Source organism: Sphingomonas melonis DAPP-PG 224 (genome assembly GCF_000379045.1).
GTDB classification, from domain to species: domain Bacteria; phylum Pseudomonadota; class Alphaproteobacteria; order Sphingomonadales; family Sphingomonadaceae; genus Sphingomonas; species Sphingomonas aquatilis.
The window spans coordinates 1,965,650-1,985,304 of sequence record NZ_KB900605.1 but is presented as its reverse complement, the minus strand read 5'-3'; the positions used below and the strand labels follow the sequence as shown (position 1 = coordinate 1,985,304).

Genomic DNA, 19,655 nt, shown 5'->3' with positions numbered 1-19,655 from the left:
CCGGACTTGATCCGGGGTGACGGAAGCAAGTACGCCTACCGCCCCCGCTCGATCTCGCAGCCCACCGCCGCGTCGGGGTACACATCAAGCTTCATCGAGCGCACGCGCACCTGCCGCACGCGCGGATCGGCGAGGCACAGCGCCGCCACCGCCTCGACCAGCGTCTCCTGCAACGCAAAGCCCGGCCCATCGGCCAGCCGCCGGATACCGTCGCGCACGAAGTCGTAATCGAGCACGTCCTCGATCCGGTCGGCGCTGGGCGGCGCGGCATAATCCACCGTCATCCACACCGACAGGCGCACCCGCTGCGGCTCGGCCTCGTGCGGGTGGATGCCCAGGCGCATCGCTACCTCCAGCCCGTCGAGGATCGTGGTGTAGACGCTCATGCCTCCTCCCCGAACATTACGTCGCGCGCGCTGGGCACGAACCGCTGGCCGGCGTCGACGTACAGCGTCTGGCCGGTGACGCTGCGCGCGCCGAGCAGATACACGACCGCCGCCGCGACATTGTCCGCCCCAACCGGATGGCGCAGCAGATTGTCCGATGCGACCGCAGCGAAGTCCGCCTCGCTCTGCCCACCGCTCGGCAAGGTGATCCCCGGTGCCACCGCATTCACCCGCACGCGCGGGCTCAGCGCCTGCGCCAGCATCGTCGTCGCACCGGCGAGCGCATATTTGCTTAGGCTGTAGCTAAAGAAATCAGGGTTCGGATTGGCGAGCTTCTGGTCGAGCAGATTGACCACCGCCCCCTCAGCAACGTCATCCTGCGCCGCGAGCGCGCTCGCCAGCATCGCCGGCGTCACCGCATTGGTGGCATGCAGCCGGGCCGCGAGGTCTGCATCGATCGCCTCGGGCCGGTCGAATTCGAACGCCGACGCACTGTTCACCAGCGCTGCGATCGGCCCGCCTGCCGCCTTACGGGCGCGTGCGAACAGCGCCGTTGCCTCAGACGGATCGGACAGGTCGCCTTGCACCACCGCTCCGCCGATCTCCTCCGCCAGCGCCTGCGCTTCATCGGCGGACCGGCCGTAATGGATCACCACGCGCCATCCGGCGGCGGCGCAGGCGCGGGCGATGCACGCGCCCAGCCGCTTGCCGCCGCCCGTGACCAGCACCTGCCCCAGCGCCGGGCCGGCCATCAGCTGCGCAGGCCCATCAGCGACAGCACCTCCTTGCGGCTGCGCTCGTCATCGCGGAACACGCCCATCATCCGGCTCGTCACCATCGACACGCCGGGCGTGCGCACGCCGCGCGCGGTCATGCAGGCGTGGCTCGCCTCGATCACCACCGCGACACCCTGCGGGCGCAGATTCTTCCAGATGCAATCGGCGACCTCCGCCGTCAGTCGCTCCTGCACCTGCAACCGCCGCGCGAAGCCGTGCAGCACGCGCGCGAGCTTGCTGATCCCGACGACATGGTCCTTCGGCAGATAGGCGATATGCGCCTTGCCGATGATCGGCGCCATGTGATGCTCGCAATGCGACTGGAAGGGGATGTCCTTCAGCAGCACGATCTCGTCATAGCCGCCGACCTCCTCGAACACGCGCGACAGGTGATGCGCGGGATCGTCGCCATAGCCGGCGCAATATTCGCGCCATGCCTTGGCGACGCGGCGCGGCGTGTCGATCAGCCCTTCGCGCGTGGGGTCGTCGCCTGCCCAGCGGATCAGCGTGCGGATCGCCTCCGCCACATCCTGGGGGATCGCAGCCTCGGCCGCGGAGGCAACCAGATCCCCGTCGTCCGGTGCCGCGTGATCGTGTGACATTCCATACCCTTTCAGCCAACAGGCTCATCGCTGCGGTGCAGCAGACCTTACGTTCAATTTCGCAACTTATCGTGGTGCTCGCCCCGGCCCCGCATACGGCAGTTTCCCGCTGTACAAAACGTTTGACGACGACGAAATTCCGACGCTAACTCCACCATACCGAAGACTGGAAACCGCTCTACCGGCGCAAGACCGGATGGCGACAGGGAGACGAGGCCATCATGAAGAAATTCGAACTGCTTGCCGCATCCGCCCTCGCCATGACGGCCGCCATGCCCGCCGCCGCACAGACGGGCGCTACCACGTCCGCGCAGAATACGGCACCCACCAACGGGCCCGGACAGGAAGCGACCTCGGCGCAGAGCATCGATCCCAATGCCGCGTCCGCCGATACGGGCATCCAGGACATCGTCGTCACCGCGCAGCGCCAGTCGCAGCGGTTGCAGGACGTGCCGATCGCGGTCAGCGCCTTTTCCGCCGACAACATCGAAAAGCAGCAGATCGTCAACCCGATCGCGCTGCAACAGTCGCTGCCCAGCATCACCTTCACGAAAACGGGCTATACGACCTCCAGCTTCACGATCCGCGGCATCGGCGACCTGTGCGTCGGCGTAACGTGCGATCAGGCGACGGCGATCCACGTCAACGACATGCCGCTCGCCACGACCCGCCTGTTCGAAAGCGAATTCTTCGATCTCGAACGCGTCGAAGTGCTGCGCGGGCCGCAGGGCACGCTGTTCGGCCGCAACGCGACATCGGGCGTCGTCAACTTCATCACCGCCAAGCCCGATCTCAGCGGCGTGCATGCCGCGGGCGAATTCGAATATGGCAATTACGATTCGAAGCGCGCGAAGGCGATGTTCAACCTGCCGATCACCGACACGCTCGGCATCCGCGTCGCCGGCACGTATCTGAAGCGCGACGGCTATACCTTCAACACCTACGACAACAGCCGCATCGACGATCGCGATCTGTACGCGATCCGCGGCACGCTGTCGTGGGAGCCGTCGTCCGACACGCGCATCGACCTGATGGGCTATTATTTCCGCGAAAAGGACAATCGCAGCCGCATCCAGAAGCAGCTGTGCCATCGCGATCCGACCGGCGTGCTGGGCTGTCTGCCCGATACCAAGAGCTATGAGACGACCAACGGCCTCTCGACGCTCGCCGCGGTGCTGACCTCGACCGAATTCTTCAACGTCAACAACCCCGCGCTCGGCCGCTTCGCGCTGCAAAGCCTGTACGGGGCTGATCCCTATGCCGGTGTCGTCAATCCCGCCGACGTACGCACCGTGCGGCTCGATTATCGTCCGACCTATTTCGCGGACGAAGAGCAGTATATGGTCAAGATCTTCCACGATTTTGGCCCGGTGAACCTCAACATCACCGGCGGCTATACGCGCAACTCGGTCGACAGCACGGTCGACTATAACCTTGCGGTCGAGGCGCCGCTGGCGAACAACGCCGGCCTCGCCAACCTCAACGCGCTGGGCCGCGCCGGATCGCCCTTCGCTTTCCTGAACGGCGTTCGCCAGACGCTGATCCCGAATGGCCCGGCCGGCGGCGTCTGCCAGTCGGCGGCGGATCCGAACAATGTCGGCGTGTATGGCGGCAACGCGATCGGCTGCTTCCCGCAGAGCCTCGATTTCGACCGTTCGCGCATCCAGAACCGCCAATTCTCCGCCGAAGCGCACATCGACAGCAAGTTCGACGGCATGTTCAACTTCCTGCTGGGCGGCATTTATCTCGACAGCCTCAGCAAGAATAACGACTATTTCGTCAACGCCTTCGGCCTCGATTATGCGTCGGGCATCCTCGGCGCGGCCTCGTCGGCGGCGATCCCGGGCGTCGGCGGCAATGCCTTCCTGTCTACGCCCTTCTACCGCAACGATTCGCCGCGCTTCCGCCTGAAGTCTTATGGCATCTTCGGCGAGACCTATTTCGAATTCAGCAAGCGCGCCAAGCTGACGCTGGGTCTGCGCTACAACCATGACGACAAGTTCGTGCAGGCACGCAACCTGACGCTGAACGTCCTGACGCCGTACGGCGCCCAAGGCATTCAGAACGGCTTCAACTATGCGCAGGTCGATTTCGACCCGACGACGCCCGGCATCCAGGATTATGCGCGCCGCAACGTGTCGTTCGGCCGCCTGACCGGCCGCGCCGTCTTCGATTACAAGATCGACGACAACAAGCTGCTCTACGCCTCCTATTCGCGCGGCTATAAGTCGGGCGGCATCAACCCGCCGGTCGCCGCCACCTTCTCGGTGCCCACCACCTTCACGCCCGAACAGGTCGATGCGTTCGAAATCGGGTCGAAGAACACCTTCCTGAATGGGGCGCTGCGCCTCAACGTCACCGGCTTCTATTATAAGTACAAGGGGCTGCAGCTCAGCCGCATCGTCGCGCGTACCGCGGTGAACGACAATGTCGATGCCAATATCTATGGCTTGGAGGCCGAAGCCATCGTCGCGCCGATCCCGCGCTTCGTCGTCAACATGAACGCCAGCTATCTGCACACCGAAATCACCGGCAACAAGGCGCTGATCAACCCGCGCCTGCCCTCCGGCGGCCGGACCGACACCGTCATCATCAAGGATATCACCAACGCGTCCAACTGCGTCGTCATCCCCAATGCGGGCGGCGCGGCGGTGTCGAACGGCTTCGTCACCGCGGTGAACCGCGCGGTGGGCCTGCAGGGACCGACCGCGATCTCCGGCACCGGCACGACCGGCGCCTTCGGCATCTGCTCGGTGCTCCAGGCGCAGGCGGCCGCGACGCAGACGCCGGTAACGGTCACCGATGGCGTGCCCGTCGGGCTGAACGGCAACAAGCTGCCGCAGGCGCCGATGTACAAATGGTCGGTGGGCGCGCAATATACGATGGACTTCGGCAGCGGCTGGAGCCTCGTGCCGCGTGCCGACCTCAACTACACCGGCAATTTCTCGGCGAGCGTGTTCAACATGAACGTCGATCGCGTACCGGGCTACGAGGTGGTCAACGCGCAGGTGCAGCTCAACGCGCCCGACGACCGATTCTACCTGCGCGCCTTCGTTCAGAACCTGACCAACAACAATGCGATCACCGGCCAGGCGGTCGCGGACCAGTCGTCGGGCCTGTACACCAACATCTTCACCATCGAACCGCGCCGCTACGGCGCGGCGGTCGGCTTCAAGTTCTGATCGACCGGCGGGGCGAAGGCGCAACCCTTCGCCCCGCCGAGCGCTTGATCGCGCACCACGCAATGGAGGCGATCATGGCAGACCTGAAGAAGGGCGACGAAGTGACCTGGAAGAGCCACGGCGGCACCGCCCACGGCACGGTCGAAAAGAAGCAGACGAGCGACACGACGATCAAGGGGCACACCGTCCGCGCGTCGAAGGACGACCCGCAGTTCATTGTAAAGAGTGACAACGGCGGAAAGGCAGCGCACAAGGCGGACGCGCTCAAAAAGGCGTAACGTTTCAACGCCCCGGGCTGGACCGGGCGCAAACAGGAAGGAATGCGATGGCTACTGCACCCAAGACCGGCGGCATCCACGCCCCCGTGCAGCCGTCTCCCGAGCTGGGAGCGGTCGTCGGCAACGAGAAGCTGCCGCGCAGCCAGGTGATCAGCAAGGTGTGGGAATATATCAAGTCCAACAACCTGCAGAACCCCGAGAACAAGCGCGAGATCGTCGCCGACGACAAGCTGAAGAAGGTTTTCGGCAAGGACAAGGTGACGATGTTCGAGATGAACAAGTACATCTCGCAGCACGTCAAGGCGTAACCCCGCCTTCCCCGAATCGGGAACATCGCGCCCTCATGCGGCCGGCGATGTTCCCGATCGGTTTGGATGCCGTGCTCGGCACCGCACATGGTCGCCGAAATCAACCAGGCAATCCCGACATCGGGCACGATCACGGCCCGGCCCAAATCGCCCCGTCACCCCGGACTGACTCCGGCGTCCACCGGGCCGCAGATACGGTGCCTGCGGCGGTACGCCAGCTCGGCGGCTTCGCCACGCCCCTAAACCACCCCCGCGCGGAGAAGCGGACCCCGGAACACGTCCGAGGTGACGCGATGGCTAGGAAAGCCTCCGAACACCACGAAAAGACGGGCTGGAAAAGGTCTGCCTCATCCGCACAAACAAACCATCATCCCAGCGAAGGCTGGGATCTCCCGGTAAAAGCGCGCGTCGATAGCCGCGTAAGACCCCAGCCTGCGCCGGGGTTACGCTTCTAGCGCAGGTCTATCGCAGCAAAACCAGACACTAGCCGCCGGCCAGCATAACCGCCGACACCCGCGACCGCGTGTGCCGAAACGCGCCCGGTCAGCCCCTCAGCGCGACCGCGCCGGAACGAACGGCAGGGCGATCACCGATGCGATGATCATCAACGCGCCGGCCAGCACATACAAATAGAAGCTCAACGGACGCATGGCTTACTGCTCCGCCGCGCTGATGGCGCGCGTCGTCGTCAGGATTGCCAAAACTGCCCACGTCATGTCGATCTCCCGCCCCCGGAACACCGCCCATTAGCCATCAAATGTGGCCATAATTTTGCAGACCGGCACATGGGGGCGGCCGGCGACGCGCACAACCCTGCCCGCCCCGCCCGCATTCGCACCCGACTACCGGGCGAAGCGCCTCATTTCTTGCGCTTGAAATCCACGCTGACGACGTTCGACCCGTCTTCGGCCGGCGTGACGGTAGGGCCGTCGTTCTCCGCCTCGTCATGCGGTTCGGGGCCATCGTCCGGGCCCTCGGTCGCCTGGAAGCGCAGCTCGAAATTCACCGCCGGATCGTGGAAACCGGTGATCGCCGAATACGGGATGACCAGCTTCGACGGGACCTGGTTGAACGACAGGCCGACCGAGAATTTGCGGTCGTCGACCAGCAGATCCCAATAGCGGTTCTGCAGGACGATCGTCATCTCGTCCGGAAAGCGTTCGATCAGCCGCTGCGGGATGTCGACGCCCGGCGCCTGCGTCTTGAACGTGATGTAGAAATGATGCTCGCCCGGCAGTCCGCCCGAATCGGCGACGGAGCCGAGCACGCGTCCGACGACGGCACGCAGCGCCTCCTGAACGATTTCGTCATAGGGGATCAGGCTATCGGGCAGGCCGTCGGTCATGGCCCCTTGGGTAGCGCGATCGGCGGCGGGGTCAAGCCGCCACGATGGCCCATGAAATTTGTGTGTGACGACGTGTACTCAACCGTCCTATGGGGCACGGCCATGCGCACCGCCACGATCAACCGCTCCACCGCCGAGACGCGGATCGACGTCACCGTCAACCTCGACGGCACCGGCGTCTACAGCATCAAGACCGGCATCGGCTTCCTCGATCACATGGTCGAGCAGCTCTCGCGCCACGGCCTGATCGACATCGACCTCAAGGTGGAAGGCGACCTGCATATCGACGGCCATCACACCGTCGAGGATTCGGCGCTGGCGCTGGGTCAGGCGATCGCCAAGGCGCTGGGCGACAAGCGCGGTATCCGCCGCTACGGCGACGCCTTGAGCCCGATGGACGAAACGCTGACCCGCGTCGCGCTCGACATTTCGGGGCGGCCGTGGCTGGTGTGGAAGTCGGGTTTCACGATGCAGCGGCTGGGCGAGCTCGACACCGAGCTGATCGAACACTGGTTCCACAGCTTCGCGCAGACCGCCGGCCTGACGCTCCACGTCGAGATGCTGTACGGCAGCAACAACCACCATATCGTCGAGAGCGCGTTCAAGGGCCTGGCGCGCGCCCTTCGCACCGCGGTCGAGATCGATCCGCGCAAGAGCGACGCGATCCCCTCGACCAAGGGCGTGTTGTGAGCGAACCCTTCGCCCGCCCCGGCACGACGCTCTGCATCGTGTCGCTGACCTACGGCACGGACCTCGACGCGATCGACGCGGCGATGAGCGACCATGTCGACTGGCTGCGCGCTTGCTATGTCGAAGGGCGGCTGATCGCCTCGGGCCGCAAGCAGCCGCGCACCGGTGGCATCGTCATCGCGATCGGCACCCGCGCGGAGGTGGAGGCGATGGTGTCGCTCGACCCGTTCGTCGCACGCGGCCTCGCCACGGCCGAGATCACGCCCTTCACCGCCAGCATGGCGGCCCTGCCGCTCGAGGATATGCTGGCGTCATGAGCATCGCGCTGATCGATTACGGCGCGGGCAACCTCCATTCGGTCGAGAATGCCCTGCGCGCGGCCGGCGCGACCGACCTCGCCGTCACTGCCGACGCCGATGTGGTGGCGAAGGCCGACCGGATCGTCCTGCCCGGCGTCGGCGCGTTCGGCGCCTGTGCCAGCGCGTTGCGCGCCGTGCCCGGCATGGTCGAGGCGCTCGACCGCCGCGTGCGGGCAGAGGGCGCGCCGTTCCTCGGCGTCTGCGTCGGCATGCAGCTGATGGCGGACGTCGGCGAAGAGATGGGCGAGCATCGCGGCCTCGGCTGGATGCGCGGCCGCGTCCGCCGGCTCGAGCCCGGCACGATGGACGCCAAGGTCCCGCACATGGGCTGGAACGATGTCGTGCCGACCGGGGACAACCCGCTCGTCCCCGCCGGCGAGGCCTATTTCCTGCACAGCTACGCCTATGAGGGCGAGGACGTGATCGCCACCAGCGACCACGCCGGCCCGATCACCGCCGCCATCGCCCGCGACACGATGCTGGGGCTGCAATTCCACCCGGAAAAGAGCCAGCGCTACGGTCTGGCGATGCTGGAGAGGTTTCTCGCATGGCGGCCGTGATGCCTTCCACTCCTCCCCGGCACGGGGAGGGGGACCGCTCGGCGTCAGCCGAGTGGTGGAGGGGGGCCGCCGCGCACGACCGCTTTTCCTACATGGGACATCCTATGCCGCACTCCCCCTCCACCATGCTGCGCATGGTCCCCCTCCCCATTCCGGGGAGGATTTGATGACCCTCATCGTCTTCCCCGCCATCGACCTGAAAGGCGGCCAGGTCGTCCGCCTCGCCGAGGGTGATATGGACCGTGCCACCGTCTATGGCGACGATCCCGCCGCACAGGCGCTGCTGTTCGCCGATGCGGGCGCGCAGCACCTGCACGTCGTCGACCTCGACGGCGCCTTCGCCGGCGAATCGGTGAATGGCGAGGCGGTGCGCGGCATCGTCTCCGCCTTCCCGGGCCACGTTCAGCTGGGCGGCGGCATCCGCAACCGCGCCAGCGTGGAGCGCTGGTTCGACCTCGGCGTGTCGCGCGTCGTCATCGGCACCGCCGCGCTGGAGGACCCCGATTTCGTCCGCGAAGCCGCGCGCGATTTCCCCGGCGGCATCGTCGTCGCGGTCGACGCGAGGGACGGCATGGTCGCGACCAAGGGCTGGGCAGACGTATCAACGACAAGCGTTGTCGACCTCGCCCGCCGGTTCGAGGATGCCGGCGTCGCCTCGCTGCTGTTCACCGATGTCGGCCGCGACGGCCTGCTCAAGGGCTGCAACGTCGACGCGACCGTCGATCTCGCCCGCGCCGTCTCGATCCCCGTCATCGCCAGCGGCGGCGTGAAGGGCATCGACGACATCCATCTGCTCTCCATTCATGCCAAGGACGGCATCGAAGGCGTCATCACCGGCCGCGCGCTCTACGACGGCCGGCTGGACCTTTCCGCGGCGCTCGCCGTGGCGCAAGCGGCGTGATGATCACGCGGAGACGCGCAGGCGCGGAGACGATTTTGCGCGCAGAGGCGCAGAGGACGCAGAGGTGTTCGGTGCAAGCCGACCGCTTCAGCGGTCATCTAAGCCTTGGGTACGAAAGGAATGAGGGGGCGCTGCGCGCCGGCCTATTCCTCTCTGCGTCCTCTGCGCCTCTGCGCGCCCCCATGCTTCTTCGCGTCTTCGCGCGAACCCATTCCTGACTTCGGGACAAACCGATGACCGTCCGCGCCCGCGTGATCCCCTGCCTCGACGTCGCCGACGGCCGCGTCGTGAAGGGCGTCAACTTCGTCGAATTGCGCGACGCCGGCGATCCGGTCGAGCAGGCGCGCGCCTATGACGCCGCCGGTGCGGACGAGCTCTGTTTCCTCGACATTACCGCATCCCACGAAAACCGTGGCACAATCCTCGATGTCGTGCGCCGCACCGCCGCGGTATGCTTCATGCCGCTGACCGTCGGCGGCGGCGTGCGCACCGCCGACGACGCGCGCGCGCTGCTGCTGGCGGGCGCGGATAAGGTCGCGGTCAATTCCGCCGCGGTCGCCCGGCCCGAAGTCGTCGCCGACATCGCCGAGCGCTTCGGCAGCCAGTGCTGCGTCGCCTCGGTCGACGCGCGCCGCGTCGGGGACCGCTGGGAGGTGTTCACCCACGGCGGCCGCCGCCCGACCGGTATCGACGCGATCGAGCACGCGCTGTGCCTCGCGGACCTGGGCGCGGGCGAGTTGCTCGTCACCTCGATGGACAAGGACGGCACCCGCTCGGGCTACGACCTCGATCTCGTCCGCGCCATCGCCGATCGGGTCAGCGTGCCCGTCGTCGCCTCGGGCGGCGTCGGTGGGCTGGACGACCTCGTCGCCGGCATCCGCGACGGCCACGCCAGCGCGGTGCTTGCCGCCTCGATCTTCCATTTCGGCGAGGCAAGCATCGCCGATGCGCATAACGCACTGGCTCAGGCAGGAATTCCGGTCCGCCGGCCAGTCCTCGCTTAGCGTTTCCGCAAGGCTTGACCGCTATACAGGTCAGCCATGTACACCATTTCCTTTCGGCATGAGTACAACCTGCTGGATATCCAGTGGCAGAGGCTGTTCGATCTGGCGGGCGTCGAACGCTATGCCGCGGAACTGGTGGACCGGTTCCGCAAGGAAGGCTTCACGAACGGCTATCGCCTGCGGATCGACATGGGCGCGTGCAGCGTCCAGCCGGTGCAGGCCGCCGCGGCTATCCATGAGCGACTGGCCGGCTTCCAGCGCGCCAGCCGCATCGCCATCGTCACCGCCAGCGCGATCACCCGCCTGCAAGTGCAGCGACTAATGACCCAGCCCTATCTGCGAATCTTCGACACTGCCGAGGCATCATGGGACTGGCTGACCGCGCCGGACGCGGTCGCCGCGGCATGACGTCGCTCGCTCTGCTGTCGGTCGCGGGTGGCCATTCCGGCACCGTCCACCGCCGCACCGGCCCCGAATGGTCCGACGTCGCGCTGTTCGTCGTCGCGGCGCTCGGCGTCTGGCTCGTCCGGCGCGCGTTGCGCCGTCGCTTTGCGCACCGCAACGCCGACAAGGATTGACCCCGCCCCCTCCCCCGCGCCAAGCGGGGCCTATGGACCCGCTCGACCGCCTGGACGCCACGATCCGCAGCCGCCGCGATGCCGATGCCGGCACGTCGTACGTCGCCAGCCTGTTCGCCAAGGGCCGGCCGAAGATCGCGCAAAAGGTCGGTGAGGAAGCGACCGAAACCGTCATCGCCGCCTTGGCGGAGCCGGACAAACTGGCGTCCGAGGCGGCGGACCTCGTCTTCCACCTGCTCGTCCTGCTCGCCGACGCCGGCCTGTCACTGGACGATGTCCGCGCCGAACTGGCGCGCCGCGAGGGTGTGTCGGGCCACGTCGAAAAGGCCAGCCGGTAATACGGCCGAAACGCCGATACCGCCCCCTTCGTCACCCCGGATCAAGTCCGGGGTGACGGGATAGCGCCAACGCAAGGCTCGATCGCCCTCCACAACCCGGCTACACAGGCCAGCAGGAGGACCCGCATGCCGATCGACGCCACCCTGCCCTATGACGACCAGAACGTCTTCGCGAAGATCCTGCGCGACGAAATCCCGTCGAAGCGCGTGTACGAGGACGATTACGCCGTCGCCTTTCACGACATCGCGCCCGTCGCGCCGGTCCATATTCTGGTGATCCCGCGCGGCCCCTACGTCTCGTGGGACGATTTCAGCGCTCGCGCGTCCGATGCGGAGATCGCCGGCTTCGTCCGCGCGGTGGGGCATGTCGCGCGCGACCACGGCCTCGTCGCCCCCGGTTATCGCCTGCTCGCCAACATCGGCGGCTATGCCGGGCAGGAGGTGCCGCACCTCCACGTCCACCTGTTCGGCGGCGCACCGCTGGGCCCCATGCTCGCGCGGTAACGCCATCCACCTGCATTAAGGGGATTGCCTCCGTTTCATTTGAGACTAGCATCCCCCGCTTCACCAATGCGGCGGCGCGTTCATGACCGTTACGCACCTGGGGGGATACGCTACATGATATTCGGGCGCGTCAAACCACTCGACGCCATTCTCGCCACGGCCGAAAAAAAGGGCCTGCATCGCTCGCTCGGGGCCTTTCAGCTCACCATGCTCGGCATCGGCGCCGTCATCGGCACCGGCATTTTCGTGCTGACGTCCGAAGCCGCGCAAAAGGCGGGGCCGGGCATGCTGCTCAGCTTCCTCGTCGCCGGCTTCATCTGCGCGGTCGCCGCGCTCTGCTATTCCGAACTCGCCTCGATGGTGCCGGTGTCGGGCTCGGCCTACACCTACACCTATGCGGTGACGGGTGAGATCCTGGCCTGGATGGTCGGCTGGGCGCTGATCCTCGAATATGCGGTCGGCGCCAGCGCCGTCGCGGTCGGCTGGTCGAACCATGCGGTCGGTCTGCTCAACGGCATCGGCTTCCACGTGCCCGCCGCGATCAGCAACGCCGACGCGCTGATGGCGCACATGTACCTCGCCTTCGGCGCCGCCCCCAGCCCTGATCTGACGCAGGCGATGGCGGTGGGCGGCTGGGTCAACGTGCCCGCGATCATCGTCGTCTCGTTCGTCACCTGGCTGCTGATCATCGGCACCACCGAAAGCGCGCGCGTCAACGCCGTGCTGGTCGCGATCAAGATCACCGCGCTCACCGCCTTCGTCGCGCTGACGATTCCGGTGATGAAGGCGGACAATTTCAATCCGTTCCTGCCCACCGGCATCGGCAATCCGTTCAGTTCGTCGGGCCTCGGCGTGCTGGGTGCAGCCGCCTCGATCTTCTTCGCCTATGTCGGCTTCGACGCCGTCTCGACCGCCGCGGAAGAAACGAAGAACCCGCAGCGCAACGTGCCGATCGGCCTGATCGGCAGCCTCGCGATCTGCACCATCTTCTACATCCTCGTCGCCTCGGGTGCGATCGGGGCGATCGGCGCACAGCCGGTCACCTCGCTCGCCGGCAAGGTGCTCTCGCCCGGTACGCCGGAAATCGCCGGCCGCTGCGCCGCGATCGTCGCCAGCGGCGCGCTCGAACCGCTCGTCTGCTCGAAGGAAGCGCTGGTCCACGTCCTCGACGTGATCAACTGGCCGATGATCGGCCGCCTCGTCGGCCTCGCCGCAGTGCTCGCACTGCCGTCGGTTGTGCTGATGATGATGTTCGGGCAGACGCGCATCTTCTTCACCATGGCGCGCGACGGCCTGCTGCCGAACAAGCTTGCCTCGGTCCACCCGCGCTATCGCACGCCGCACGTCGTCACGCTGATGACCGGCGTCGCCGCGGCGGTGGCGGCGGCGATCCTGCCGGTCGGCAAGCTCGCCGATTACTCCAACGCCGGCACGCTGTTCGCCTTCTTCATGGTGGCGATCTCGGTGATGGTGCTGCGCCGTACCGACCCCAGCCGTCATCGGCCGTTCCGCACGCCGGCGGTCTATGTCGTCGCGCCGCTCGCGATCATCGGCTGCGTCGTGCTGTACCTGTCGCTGCCGTTGACCGCGAAGCTAGTGCTGCCGATCTGGGGCCTCATCGGCCTCGTCATCTACTTCGGCTACAGCCGCAGCCGCTCCTACGTCGGTCGCGGCATCATCGACGTGGTCGACGATGCGTCGATGCAGCCCGAAACGGCGCGCAAGCTCGACTGATCGGTTCGCCGGTCACGCAAAAAAGGCCGGGGGAGCGATCCCCCGGCCTTTTTGTTTGCGGGTGGCAGAGACGCCGGCCCTGCGGCGGATGCCCTCGGCCCGGCGCCGCTTACGCCGCCAGCCGCGTCATCCAGCCCTCGGCATGCGCGAAGGCCGGAGCGTCATCGACGTCCAGCCAGTCGAGGTCGCTGCAATCGACCACCTGCGCCCGGTCCTGCGCGGCGAGGATGCGCACGCCCTCGGTGAGCGATGGACTGTCGAGCCCGGCAAGCGCATCGAAGAACGCCTGCCCCACCGCGAACACGCCGGTGTCGTAGCAGTCGTGCGGCTCCAGCTCCTTGCCGATCGCGACGATCCGCTCGCCACGCGTCGCGACGCAGGTGACGTCGAGCGGATCGACCCAGGGATGCCCCAGCCGCCGATCGATGCCGAGCCGCAGCCCCTCCCCCGCACCCGCGCGGGCAAGGCGCCGGTAGTGGCGCGGCAGCACCAGATGGTCGCACATCGCCATCACCGCGCCCTCCGACCCCACCAGCGCCCGCGCGGCAAGCGCACTGACACCGTTGGGCTGGTGGAAATCGGTCATCACCGTCAGCACCTCGACCGGCCAGTCGCGGCCGGCGAGATGGGCGGCGATCGCGTCGGCGCCATAGCCCAGCGTGACGATCACGCGCGTGAGGCCCGCCGCCGCCATGCTGTCCAGCGCATGGTCGATCAGCGCCCGGCCCGCGACCGGGCACAGCGGCTTGTATGGCGTGACCGAGCGCAGGCGGGTGCCCTGACCGGCGGCAAGCAGCAGGCCCGTCGTGATCATCAGGCGGCCTTGATGAAGTCCTCGACCGCGATCTGCGCGAGATCGTCGGTCATCTGGTGGCGCGGATGCTTGCAGAAGTATGCCGAGGCCGGATCGATGACGCCGGCGATGCCGCGGTCCTTGGCGATAGCGGCGCAGCGGATCATGTCGATCGCGACGCCCGCGGAGTTCGGCGAATCCTCGACCGACAGGCGCAGCTCCAGGTTCATCGGCACGCCGCCGAACAGCTGGCCTTCCATGCGCAGGAAGCAGACCTTGTTGTCGTTCTGCCAGGGCACATAGTCCGACGGGCCGATGTGGACGTTCTCGTCCTCCAGCCGCTCGGCCGCGACCGACTGCACCGCTTCGGTCTTCGAAACCTTCTTCGACGCCAGGCGGCGATGGTTCGACATGTTGAGGAAGTCGGTGTTGCCGCCGGTGTTCAGCTGATAGGTGCGGTCCAGCTTCACGCCGCGCTTGGCGAACAGGTCGGTCAGCACGCGGTGGACGATCGTCGCGCCCAGCTGCGCCTTGATGTCGTCGCCGATGATCGCGACGCCGGCATCCTCGAACTTCTTCGCCCATTCGGGGTTCGACGCGATGAAGACCGGGATGTTGTTGACGAAGGCGACTCCGGCTTCCAGCGCGCATTCGGCGTAGAATTCGGTCGCTTCCTGGCTGCCGACGGGCAGGTAGTTCATCAGCACGTCGGTGCCGCTCGCCTTCAGGTCGGCGACGACCTGCTCCTTAGTCGGCTGCGTGTCGTTGGCGACCACGAAGGTGCGATCGTCCTTGTAGTCGCTCATATGGTCGGCGACGCCATCGAGCACGGCGCCCATCTTCACGACCGTGCCGGTCGCGGGGATGTTGGCGGCGAAGACCGCGGTGCAATTGGGCTTGGCGAAGATCGCCTCGGCGACGTCCTTGCCCACCTTGCGCGCATCGACATCCCAGGCGGCGACGACCTTGATGTCAGACGGCTTATAGCCGCCGACTTCCCAGTGCATCAGGCCGACCGTGTCGTTCGTGCCTTCGCGATAATATTCGAGTCCCTGGACCAATGAGCTCGCGCAATTGCCGATGCCGACGATGGCGATGTTGATGCTCTTCATGAATGACCCTGTTCGCTGGATAGAAGGATGGAATGCGGCGCTTGGCCGTGGACGAAGCGGCGCTCGACGCGCCGGTGACGGATGAGGCCGATAAGACAGATGGCCGACAGCGGGCCGATCTCGACCCACCAGAAAATACGCGGATTGCCGATCAGGCAGGCGAGGCAGATCGTCCAGACGCGGACGTTCGCAGTGAGCAGCGATTGGAGGCGCATCACCGGCACCGCGGCGGCGGCATATGCCGCGCCGAAGGCGGCGCGATCCTCGGCCACACCGAAGCGGCGTTCGAACGGCATCGAGATGCGATCGACGCTGCCCGCGACGCTGTCATAGACGCGCACCAGCCACGGGCCGGTCGGCACGGGCACGCTCGACAGCGCCTCCCCGCGCGCCCGGCGGTGGAAGCGGGCGCGCTCGCCCTCGTACAGGCTCGATTGCACCGCGTGGCACGCGCCCGCGGCGATCGCCAGCGCCCAGCCCCCGGCCGTGCCGACGGTATAGGCGAGCGACAGATAGATCAGCGCGAAGACGCCGTGATCGCACAGCCCGTCCAGCGTCCGCCCGAGCGCACTTGCGGTCCGCGTCGCCCGCGCGATCATGCCGTCGAGCCCGTCGGCGACCAGCCAAGCGACCGAGAAGGCGAGACCGACCAGTGCCATCAGCGGATCATGCCATTGCGCATAGGCGAAGGCGGCAACCGTCCCGCAGGCGAGCCCCGCGAGCGACACCGCATTGGCCGACACGCCGTGCCGCAAGGCAAGGGGGAGCAAGGCGTGCGACGCGGGGTGGATCAGGTAGAGGTTGGATGGGTCCTCGATCCGGCGATCGCGTGAGCCATCCCGGGGAGGCGGTGTCATCAGGGCTTCATATTGCGCCCGTATGCTACCGAAGGCAATATTCTACGGAACGTTTCGGCGCAGTTCGTTCAGCCATACTGACGCAGTGCCATCCGACGGTGCCCGCCAATCGCCCCGCGGGCTAAGTGCCCCCCCTGCCGACACTTTCGGTCCGTTGGGGATCGCCGACCGTTTGAACTGGCTGGTCTGGAAGAAGCGAACCAGAAATCGCTCGAGCCAATATTTGATCGTCGGCAGGTCGTAGGCGACGCGCGCGTCGGCCGGAACATCCTCCGGCCACCCGCCCTGCGCCGCATCGTGCCATGCATGCCAGGCGAGGAAGGCGATCTTCGATGGCGCCAGCCCGTGGCGGATCACGTAATGCGCGAAGAAGTCGTTGAGCGCATAGGGCCCGATCATCGATTCCGTCGATTGCATCGCGCCCGTATCCGCATCGGCGGGCACCAGCTCTGGCGAAATCTCCTGCGCCAGGATCGTCGCGAGGACGGTGTTGGTCGCCGCGTCATATTGGTCCGTCCGGATGCACCAGCGGATCAGGAACTGGATCAGCGTCTTCGGCACCCCGGCGTTGATCGCATAATGGCTCATCTGATCGCCGACGCCATAGGTACACCAGCCGAGCGCCAGCTCGCTGAGGTCGCCGGTGCCGAGCACGATGCCGCGACGCTGGTTGGCGAGGCGGAAAAGGTAATCGGTTCTGAGGCCTGCCTGCACATTCTCGAACGTCACGTCATAGACCGCCTCGCCGCTGGCGAAGGGGTGGCCCATGTCGGCGAGCATCTGGCGCGCGGCGGGGCGGATATCGATCTCGTCGGCGATACAGCCCAGCGCGCGCATCAGCGCCCAGGCGTTGCCCTTTGTCGCCTCGCCGGTGGCGAACCCCGGCATGGTGAAGCCGAGGATGTCGCTGCGCGGCCGCCCCATCCGGTCCATCGCCTTCGCCGCGACGATCAGCGCATGCGTCGAATCGAGCCCGCCCGACACGCCGATGACGAGCGTCTTGGAACCGGTGGCCGACAGCCGCTTCACCAGCGCCTCGACCTGGATATTGAAGGCTTCGTAGCAATCCTCGTCGCGGCGCGCGGGATCGTCTGGCACGAAGGGGAAGCGGCGGATGCGGCGGTCGAGGCCGGTGTCGCCATCGCGCGCGCCATGCGTAAAGCCGATTCGGCGGACGTCACGCTCGGGGTGCCCCGCCGCCGCCGCGCTATCGTTGAACGTGCCGTTGCGCAACCGTTCCTGCACCAGCCGCTCGCAATCGATGTCGGCTACGACGAGCTCGGCCGCGTTCGAGAAGCGGCTCGATTCGGTCAGCAATTCGCCCAGTTCGTAGATCAGCCCCTGCCCGTCCCAGGCGAGATCGGTCGTGCTCTCGCCCGGTCCCGCGGCGGAATAGACATAGGCGCAGGCGGCGCGCGCCGATTGCGCAGCCGCCAGCAGCATGCGTTCGCGCGCCTTGCCGATGACGATGTTGGAAGCGCTGAGGTTGCAGCAGATCGTCGCCCCCGCCAGCGCGCCCATCGTCGACGGCGGCGTCGGCGCCCAATAATCCTCGCAAATCTCGGCATGTACGACGAAGCCCGGCAGATCCTCCGCCGCGAACAGCAGGTCGGTGCCGAACGGCACATCGGCATCGCCCAGCCGGATCGTCAGGCCGGTCAGGCCCAGCCCCGGCGCGAACCAGCGCTTTTCGTAATATTCGCGGTAATTGGGCAGGAAGCTCTTCGGCACCACGCCCAGAATGCGCCCGCGATGCACCGCCACCGCGCAATTGTAGAGCCGCCCGTTGCGCACCAGCGCCGCGCCGACGAGCAGCAGCGGCGCCCATGCCGCGGTCCGTTCGGCAAACGCCACCACCGCCGCGTCGCTGGCCCGCTGCTGCGCCGATTGCAGGTGCAGGTCGTCGAGCGCGTAGGACGTCAGGTTGAGTTCGGGAAAGACGACGCAATCCACGCCGCGCGCATCCGCCTCCCGCGCCATCGCGACCGCCGCATCGAGGTTCGCGTCGATATCGCCGACGCTCGCGCGCGGCGTCGCCGCGGCGACGCGGACCATCTGGTGGGCGTGGATCGAATGGAAAAGCTGGGTCATGGTGGCAAGGCTAGCCGCTGCGAGGAAGGGGGGCTAGCGGCAACGGTTCGTGGGCCGGGGCGATCCGGCCATGTTAAGCCGATTCCCGCCACGTCGCACCCCCCTCCACCGTCACCCCGGGCTTGACCCGGGGTCCCGCTTCTTCCTGCGGTGGGTCGGGAAAAGCGGGACTCCAGCTCGCCGGCCGGGGTTACGGCGGAAAGCCCTACTTCCCCCCCTCGCGACGGGTCAGCGCCGCCACGCAGCTCGCACGATCGATCGTGCTGCCATCGGGCTCGCGCGCGTCGAGATAGGTGACGCGCGGCCCCTCATTCTCCTTCGGGTACAGATAGGCGTCGAGCACGCAGATCGGCCCGGCGAACTGTAGCTTCCGCGCCGCGCCCTCGCGAATGTCCGCGTCGGGCTGGCCGAACAGGCGGACGAGGCCCGCCGCATCCTGCCCGATCACCCGCTCCAACCCGGCGCTGGTATAGGGCACGACCGGCCGGCTGACCGTCGGACCGACCGCCCCCGGTGCGGCGCACGCGCCCAGCCCTGCCGCGAGCGCGAGGCTCAAGATCGTGCGCGTCGTCATGCGTGTCCCCCTCGCCCCCCGTGGAACAGGTGCGTCGCCATTGCCGCGCCCAGGATCGGCGCGAACAGATTGGCGAGCGGAACCACGAACAGTCCCGCGACGGCAAGGCCCAGCACGAACCGCTGGCCGCGAGTCGCCTTGCGCCAGCCCCGCATCGTCGCATCGTCCATGTGCCGGCTCGCCACCATGTCGCCGAGGTCGCGCCCCAGCAGCCAGCCATTGACCAGGAAAAACGCGATCGCCGGCCCGATCGCGGTGAACAGCAACGCGAGATAGACGGGCGTCATCACCAGATTGATGCCCAGCGCGCGCACCGCCGACGCGAGCGCCATCCGCCCAGACCGGACGAACCCGACGTCGCGGGCCACGGCATGCGCGGCGGGATAGTGACGCGCCTCCACCGCGGCGACGATCGCGTCGCCGAACAGCCCGATCACCGCGATCGCGACCACGCGGAACAGCAACCAGGCGGCAACGACGAACACGATTACCGTCAGCGCCCCCGCCAGCCCGTCGCCCAGCGCCGAGCCCAGATCGGCGAAGGCCGTGTGCAATCCACCGAACAACGCCAGCCCGAGCAGGACAAAGATCGCCACCGTCAGCGCCAGCGACTTCGCCAGCACCCGCAATATCGCGGCGTCGCCAAGCTGGCCGAGCGAGAGGGTGAAGGCGCGGAGCATAGA

23 protein-coding genes are annotated in these 19,655 nt (G+C 67.0%); 13 read left to right on the top strand and 10 right to left on the bottom strand.

What is annotated here, in order from left to right:
* Nucleotides 1-35: 35 nt before the first annotated feature.
* Genes SPHME3_RS0109725 through folE form a run of 3 tightly spaced genes read right to left on the bottom strand, consistent with a single transcriptional unit; the run spans nt 36 to nt 1,764 of the window.
* Complete coding sequence (locus tag SPHME3_RS0109725; protein WP_017979355.1) at nt 36-386, bottom strand: dihydroneopterin aldolase; 351 nt, start codon at nt 384-386, stop codon at nt 36-38.
* Nucleotides 383-1,138 (bottom strand): SDR family oxidoreductase, encoded by a 756-nt coding sequence (locus SPHME3_RS0109720; protein ID WP_017979356.1) that lies wholly within the window; start codon nt 1,136-1,138, stop codon nt 383-385. The genes SPHME3_RS0109725 and SPHME3_RS0109720 overlap by 4 nt, the downstream gene beginning before the upstream one ends.
* The gene (gene folE / locus SPHME3_RS0109715) at nt 1,138-1,764 is read right to left on the bottom strand and encodes a GTP cyclohydrolase I FolE (protein WP_017979357.1); all 627 of its coding nucleotides are present in this window, start codon (nt 1,762-1,764) and stop codon (nt 1,138-1,140) included. The genes SPHME3_RS0109720 and folE overlap by 1 nt, the downstream gene beginning before the upstream one ends.
* Before the next feature lie 221 nt (nt 1,765-1,985).
* Here folE and SPHME3_RS0109710 point away from each other — a divergent pair, with 221 nt between their 5' ends.
* From SPHME3_RS0109710 to SPHME3_RS0109700, 3 genes are all read left to right on the top strand, one after another.
* Nucleotides 1,986-4,946, top strand: coding sequence for a TonB-dependent receptor (locus tag SPHME3_RS0109710; RefSeq protein ID WP_017979358.1), 2,961 nt, complete (start codon nt 1,986-1,988; stop codon nt 4,944-4,946).
* 74 nt (nt 4,947-5,020) lie between these two features.
* Nucleotides 5,021-5,224, top strand: coding sequence for a hypervirulence associated TUDOR domain-containing protein (locus tag SPHME3_RS0109705; RefSeq protein WP_024310300.1), 204 nt, complete (start codon nt 5,021-5,023; stop codon nt 5,222-5,224).
* Between the two features lie 47 nt (nt 5,225-5,271).
* The gene (locus tag SPHME3_RS0109700) at nt 5,272-5,532 is read left to right on the top strand and encodes an SWIB/MDM2 domain-containing protein (protein ID WP_018250694.1); all 261 of its coding nucleotides are present in this window, start codon (nt 5,272-5,274) and stop codon (nt 5,530-5,532) included.
* An 859-nt stretch (nt 5,533-6,391) separates the two neighbouring features.
* Here the strand turns inward: SPHME3_RS0109700 and SPHME3_RS0109685 are convergent.
* Complete coding sequence (locus SPHME3_RS0109685; RefSeq protein WP_017979362.1) at nt 6,392-6,877, bottom strand: SspB family protein; 486 nt, start codon at nt 6,875-6,877, stop codon at nt 6,392-6,394.
* Nucleotides 6,878-6,979: 102 nt separating this feature from the next.
* Between SPHME3_RS0109685 and hisB the strand changes: the two genes are divergently transcribed.
* From hisB to SPHME3_RS0109625, 10 genes are all read left to right on the top strand, one after another.
* Entirely contained in the window at nt 6,980-7,567 is a 588-nt protein-coding gene (gene hisB, locus SPHME3_RS0109680) for an imidazoleglycerol-phosphate dehydratase HisB (protein WP_017979363.1), read from the top strand.
* Nucleotides 7,564-7,884, top strand: a complete 321-nt coding sequence (locus tag SPHME3_RS0109675) for a YciI family protein (RefSeq protein ID WP_017979364.1) — start codon at nt 7,564-7,566, stop codon at nt 7,882-7,884. Before hisB ends, SPHME3_RS0109675 begins: the two co-directional genes overlap by 4 nt.
* On the top strand, nt 7,881-8,486 hold the full coding sequence (gene hisH / locus SPHME3_RS0109670; RefSeq protein ID WP_017979365.1) for an imidazole glycerol phosphate synthase subunit HisH: 606 nt from the start codon (nt 7,881-7,883) through the stop codon (nt 8,484-8,486). Before SPHME3_RS0109675 ends, hisH begins: the two co-directional genes overlap by 4 nt.
* 166 nt (nt 8,487-8,652) lie before the next feature.
* On the top strand, nt 8,653-9,387 hold the full coding sequence (gene hisA, locus SPHME3_RS0109660) for a 1-(5-phosphoribosyl)-5-[(5-phosphoribosylamino)methylideneamino]imidazole-4-carboxamide isomerase (protein ID WP_017979367.1): 735 nt from the start codon (nt 8,653-8,655) through the stop codon (nt 9,385-9,387).
* A 233-nt stretch (nt 9,388-9,620) separates the two neighbouring features.
* Nucleotides 9,621-10,391 (top strand): imidazole glycerol phosphate synthase subunit HisF, encoded by a 771-nt coding sequence (hisF, locus tag SPHME3_RS0109650; RefSeq protein ID WP_017979369.1) that lies wholly within the window; start codon nt 9,621-9,623, stop codon nt 10,389-10,391.
* 36 nt (nt 10,392-10,427) lie between these two features.
* On the top strand, nt 10,428-10,799 hold the full coding sequence (locus tag SPHME3_RS0109645) for a hypothetical protein (protein ID WP_018250693.1): 372 nt from the start codon (nt 10,428-10,430) through the stop codon (nt 10,797-10,799).
* Nucleotides 10,796-10,969, top strand: a complete 174-nt coding sequence (locus SPHME3_RS21340) for a hypothetical protein (protein ID WP_017979371.1) — start codon at nt 10,796-10,798, stop codon at nt 10,967-10,969. The genes SPHME3_RS0109645 and SPHME3_RS21340 overlap by 4 nt, the downstream gene beginning before the upstream one ends.
* Nucleotides 10,970-11,001: 32 nt before the next feature.
* Nucleotides 11,002-11,307 (top strand): phosphoribosyl-ATP diphosphatase, encoded by a 306-nt coding sequence (locus SPHME3_RS0109635; RefSeq protein ID WP_017979372.1) that lies wholly within the window; start codon nt 11,002-11,004, stop codon nt 11,305-11,307.
* Nucleotides 11,308-11,433: 126 nt separating this feature from the next.
* Nucleotides 11,434-11,811, top strand: coding sequence for a histidine triad nucleotide-binding protein (locus SPHME3_RS0109630; RefSeq protein WP_017979373.1), 378 nt, complete (start codon nt 11,434-11,436; stop codon nt 11,809-11,811).
* Between the two features lie 114 nt (nt 11,812-11,925).
* A complete protein-coding gene (locus SPHME3_RS0109625; RefSeq protein WP_017979374.1) occupies nt 11,926-13,545 on the top strand; it encodes an amino acid permease in 1,620 nt (539 codons plus the stop codon).
* Between the two features lie 109 nt (nt 13,546-13,654).
* Here the strand turns inward: SPHME3_RS0109625 and SPHME3_RS0109620 are convergent, their stop codons facing one another.
* The 6 genes from SPHME3_RS0109620 to SPHME3_RS0109595 form a co-directional block, all read right to left on the bottom strand.
* The gene (locus SPHME3_RS0109620; protein WP_017979375.1) at nt 13,655-14,359 is read right to left on the bottom strand and encodes a phosphocholine cytidylyltransferase family protein; all 705 of its coding nucleotides are present in this window, start codon (nt 14,357-14,359) and stop codon (nt 13,655-13,657) included.
* Complete coding sequence (locus SPHME3_RS0109615) at nt 14,359-15,450, bottom strand: inositol-3-phosphate synthase (RefSeq protein ID WP_017979376.1); 1,092 nt, start codon at nt 15,448-15,450, stop codon at nt 14,359-14,361. Before SPHME3_RS0109615 ends, SPHME3_RS0109620 begins: the two co-directional genes overlap by 1 nt.
* Nucleotides 15,447-16,307 carry a CDP-alcohol phosphatidyltransferase family protein gene (locus SPHME3_RS0109610; protein ID WP_020486548.1) on the bottom strand — a complete coding sequence of 287 codons (861 nt, stop codon included), beginning with the start codon at nt 16,305-16,307 and terminating at the stop codon, nt 15,447-15,449. The genes SPHME3_RS0109615 and SPHME3_RS0109610 overlap by 4 nt, the downstream gene beginning before the upstream one ends.
* Before the next feature lie 42 nt (nt 16,308-16,349).
* A complete protein-coding gene (locus SPHME3_RS0109605; RefSeq protein WP_017979378.1) occupies nt 16,350-18,398 on the bottom strand; it encodes an NAD(+) synthase in 2,049 nt (682 codons plus the stop codon).
* A gap of 205 nt (nt 18,399-18,603) precedes the next feature.
* Entirely contained in the window at nt 18,604-18,972 is a 369-nt protein-coding gene (locus SPHME3_RS0109600; protein WP_017979379.1) for a hypothetical protein, read from the bottom strand.
* Nucleotides 18,969-19,652 (bottom strand): EI24 domain-containing protein, encoded by a 684-nt coding sequence (locus SPHME3_RS0109595; RefSeq protein WP_017979380.1) that lies wholly within the window; start codon nt 19,650-19,652, stop codon nt 18,969-18,971. The genes SPHME3_RS0109600 and SPHME3_RS0109595 overlap by 4 nt, the downstream gene beginning before the upstream one ends.
* Nucleotides 19,653-19,655: the final 3 nt, after the last annotated feature.

Coding starts and splice junctions, on each gene's coding strand:
- SPHME3_RS0109725 (WP_017979355.1), bottom strand. CDS start 386: ATGAGCGTCTACACCACGATCCTCGACGGGCTGGAGGTAGCGATGCGC.
- SPHME3_RS0109720 (WP_017979356.1), bottom strand. CDS start 1,138: ATGGCCGGCCCGGCGCTGGGGCAGGTGCTGGTCACGGGCGGCGGCAAG.
- folE (WP_017979357.1), bottom strand. CDS start 1,764: ATGTCACACGATCACGCGGCACCGGACGACGGGGATCTGGTTGCCTCC.
- SPHME3_RS0109710 (WP_017979358.1), top strand. CDS start 1,986: ATGAAGAAATTCGAACTGCTTGCCGCATCCGCCCTCGCCATGACGGCC.
- SPHME3_RS0109705 (WP_024310300.1), top strand. CDS start 5,021: ATGGCAGACCTGAAGAAGGGCGACGAAGTGACCTGGAAGAGCCACGGC.
- SPHME3_RS0109700 (WP_018250694.1), top strand. CDS start 5,272: ATGGCTACTGCACCCAAGACCGGCGGCATCCACGCCCCCGTGCAGCCG.
- SPHME3_RS0109685 (WP_017979362.1), bottom strand. CDS start 6,877: ATGACCGACGGCCTGCCCGATAGCCTGATCCCCTATGACGAAATCGTT.
- hisB (WP_017979363.1), top strand. CDS start 6,980: ATGCGCACCGCCACGATCAACCGCTCCACCGCCGAGACGCGGATCGAC.
- hisH (WP_017979365.1), top strand. CDS start 7,881: ATGAGCATCGCGCTGATCGATTACGGCGCGGGCAACCTCCATTCGGTC.
- hisA (WP_017979367.1), top strand. CDS start 8,653: ATGACCCTCATCGTCTTCCCCGCCATCGACCTGAAAGGCGGCCAGGTC.
- hisF (WP_017979369.1), top strand. CDS start 9,621: ATGACCGTCCGCGCCCGCGTGATCCCCTGCCTCGACGTCGCCGACGGC.
- SPHME3_RS0109645 (WP_018250693.1), top strand. CDS start 10,428: ATGTACACCATTTCCTTTCGGCATGAGTACAACCTGCTGGATATCCAG.
- SPHME3_RS21340 (WP_017979371.1), top strand. CDS start 10,796: ATGACGTCGCTCGCTCTGCTGTCGGTCGCGGGTGGCCATTCCGGCACC.
- SPHME3_RS0109635 (WP_017979372.1), top strand. CDS start 11,002: ATGGACCCGCTCGACCGCCTGGACGCCACGATCCGCAGCCGCCGCGAT.
- SPHME3_RS0109630 (WP_017979373.1), top strand. CDS start 11,434: ATGCCGATCGACGCCACCCTGCCCTATGACGACCAGAACGTCTTCGCG.
- SPHME3_RS0109625 (WP_017979374.1), top strand. CDS start 11,926: ATGATATTCGGGCGCGTCAAACCACTCGACGCCATTCTCGCCACGGCC.
- SPHME3_RS0109620 (WP_017979375.1), bottom strand. CDS start 14,359: ATGATCACGACGGGCCTGCTGCTTGCCGCCGGTCAGGGCACCCGCCTG.
- SPHME3_RS0109615 (WP_017979376.1), bottom strand. CDS start 15,450: ATGAAGAGCATCAACATCGCCATCGTCGGCATCGGCAATTGCGCGAGC.
- SPHME3_RS0109610 (WP_020486548.1), bottom strand. CDS start 16,307: ATGACACCGCCTCCCCGGGATGGCTCACGCGATCGCCGGATCGAGGAC.
- SPHME3_RS0109605 (WP_017979378.1), bottom strand. CDS start 18,398: ATGACCCAGCTTTTCCATTCGATCCACGCCCACCAGATGGTCCGCGTC.
- SPHME3_RS0109600 (WP_017979379.1), bottom strand. CDS start 18,972: ATGACGACGCGCACGATCTTGAGCCTCGCGCTCGCGGCAGGGCTGGGC.
- SPHME3_RS0109595 (WP_017979380.1), bottom strand. CDS start 19,652: ATGCTCCGCGCCTTCACCCTCTCGCTCGGCCAGCTTGGCGACGCCGCG.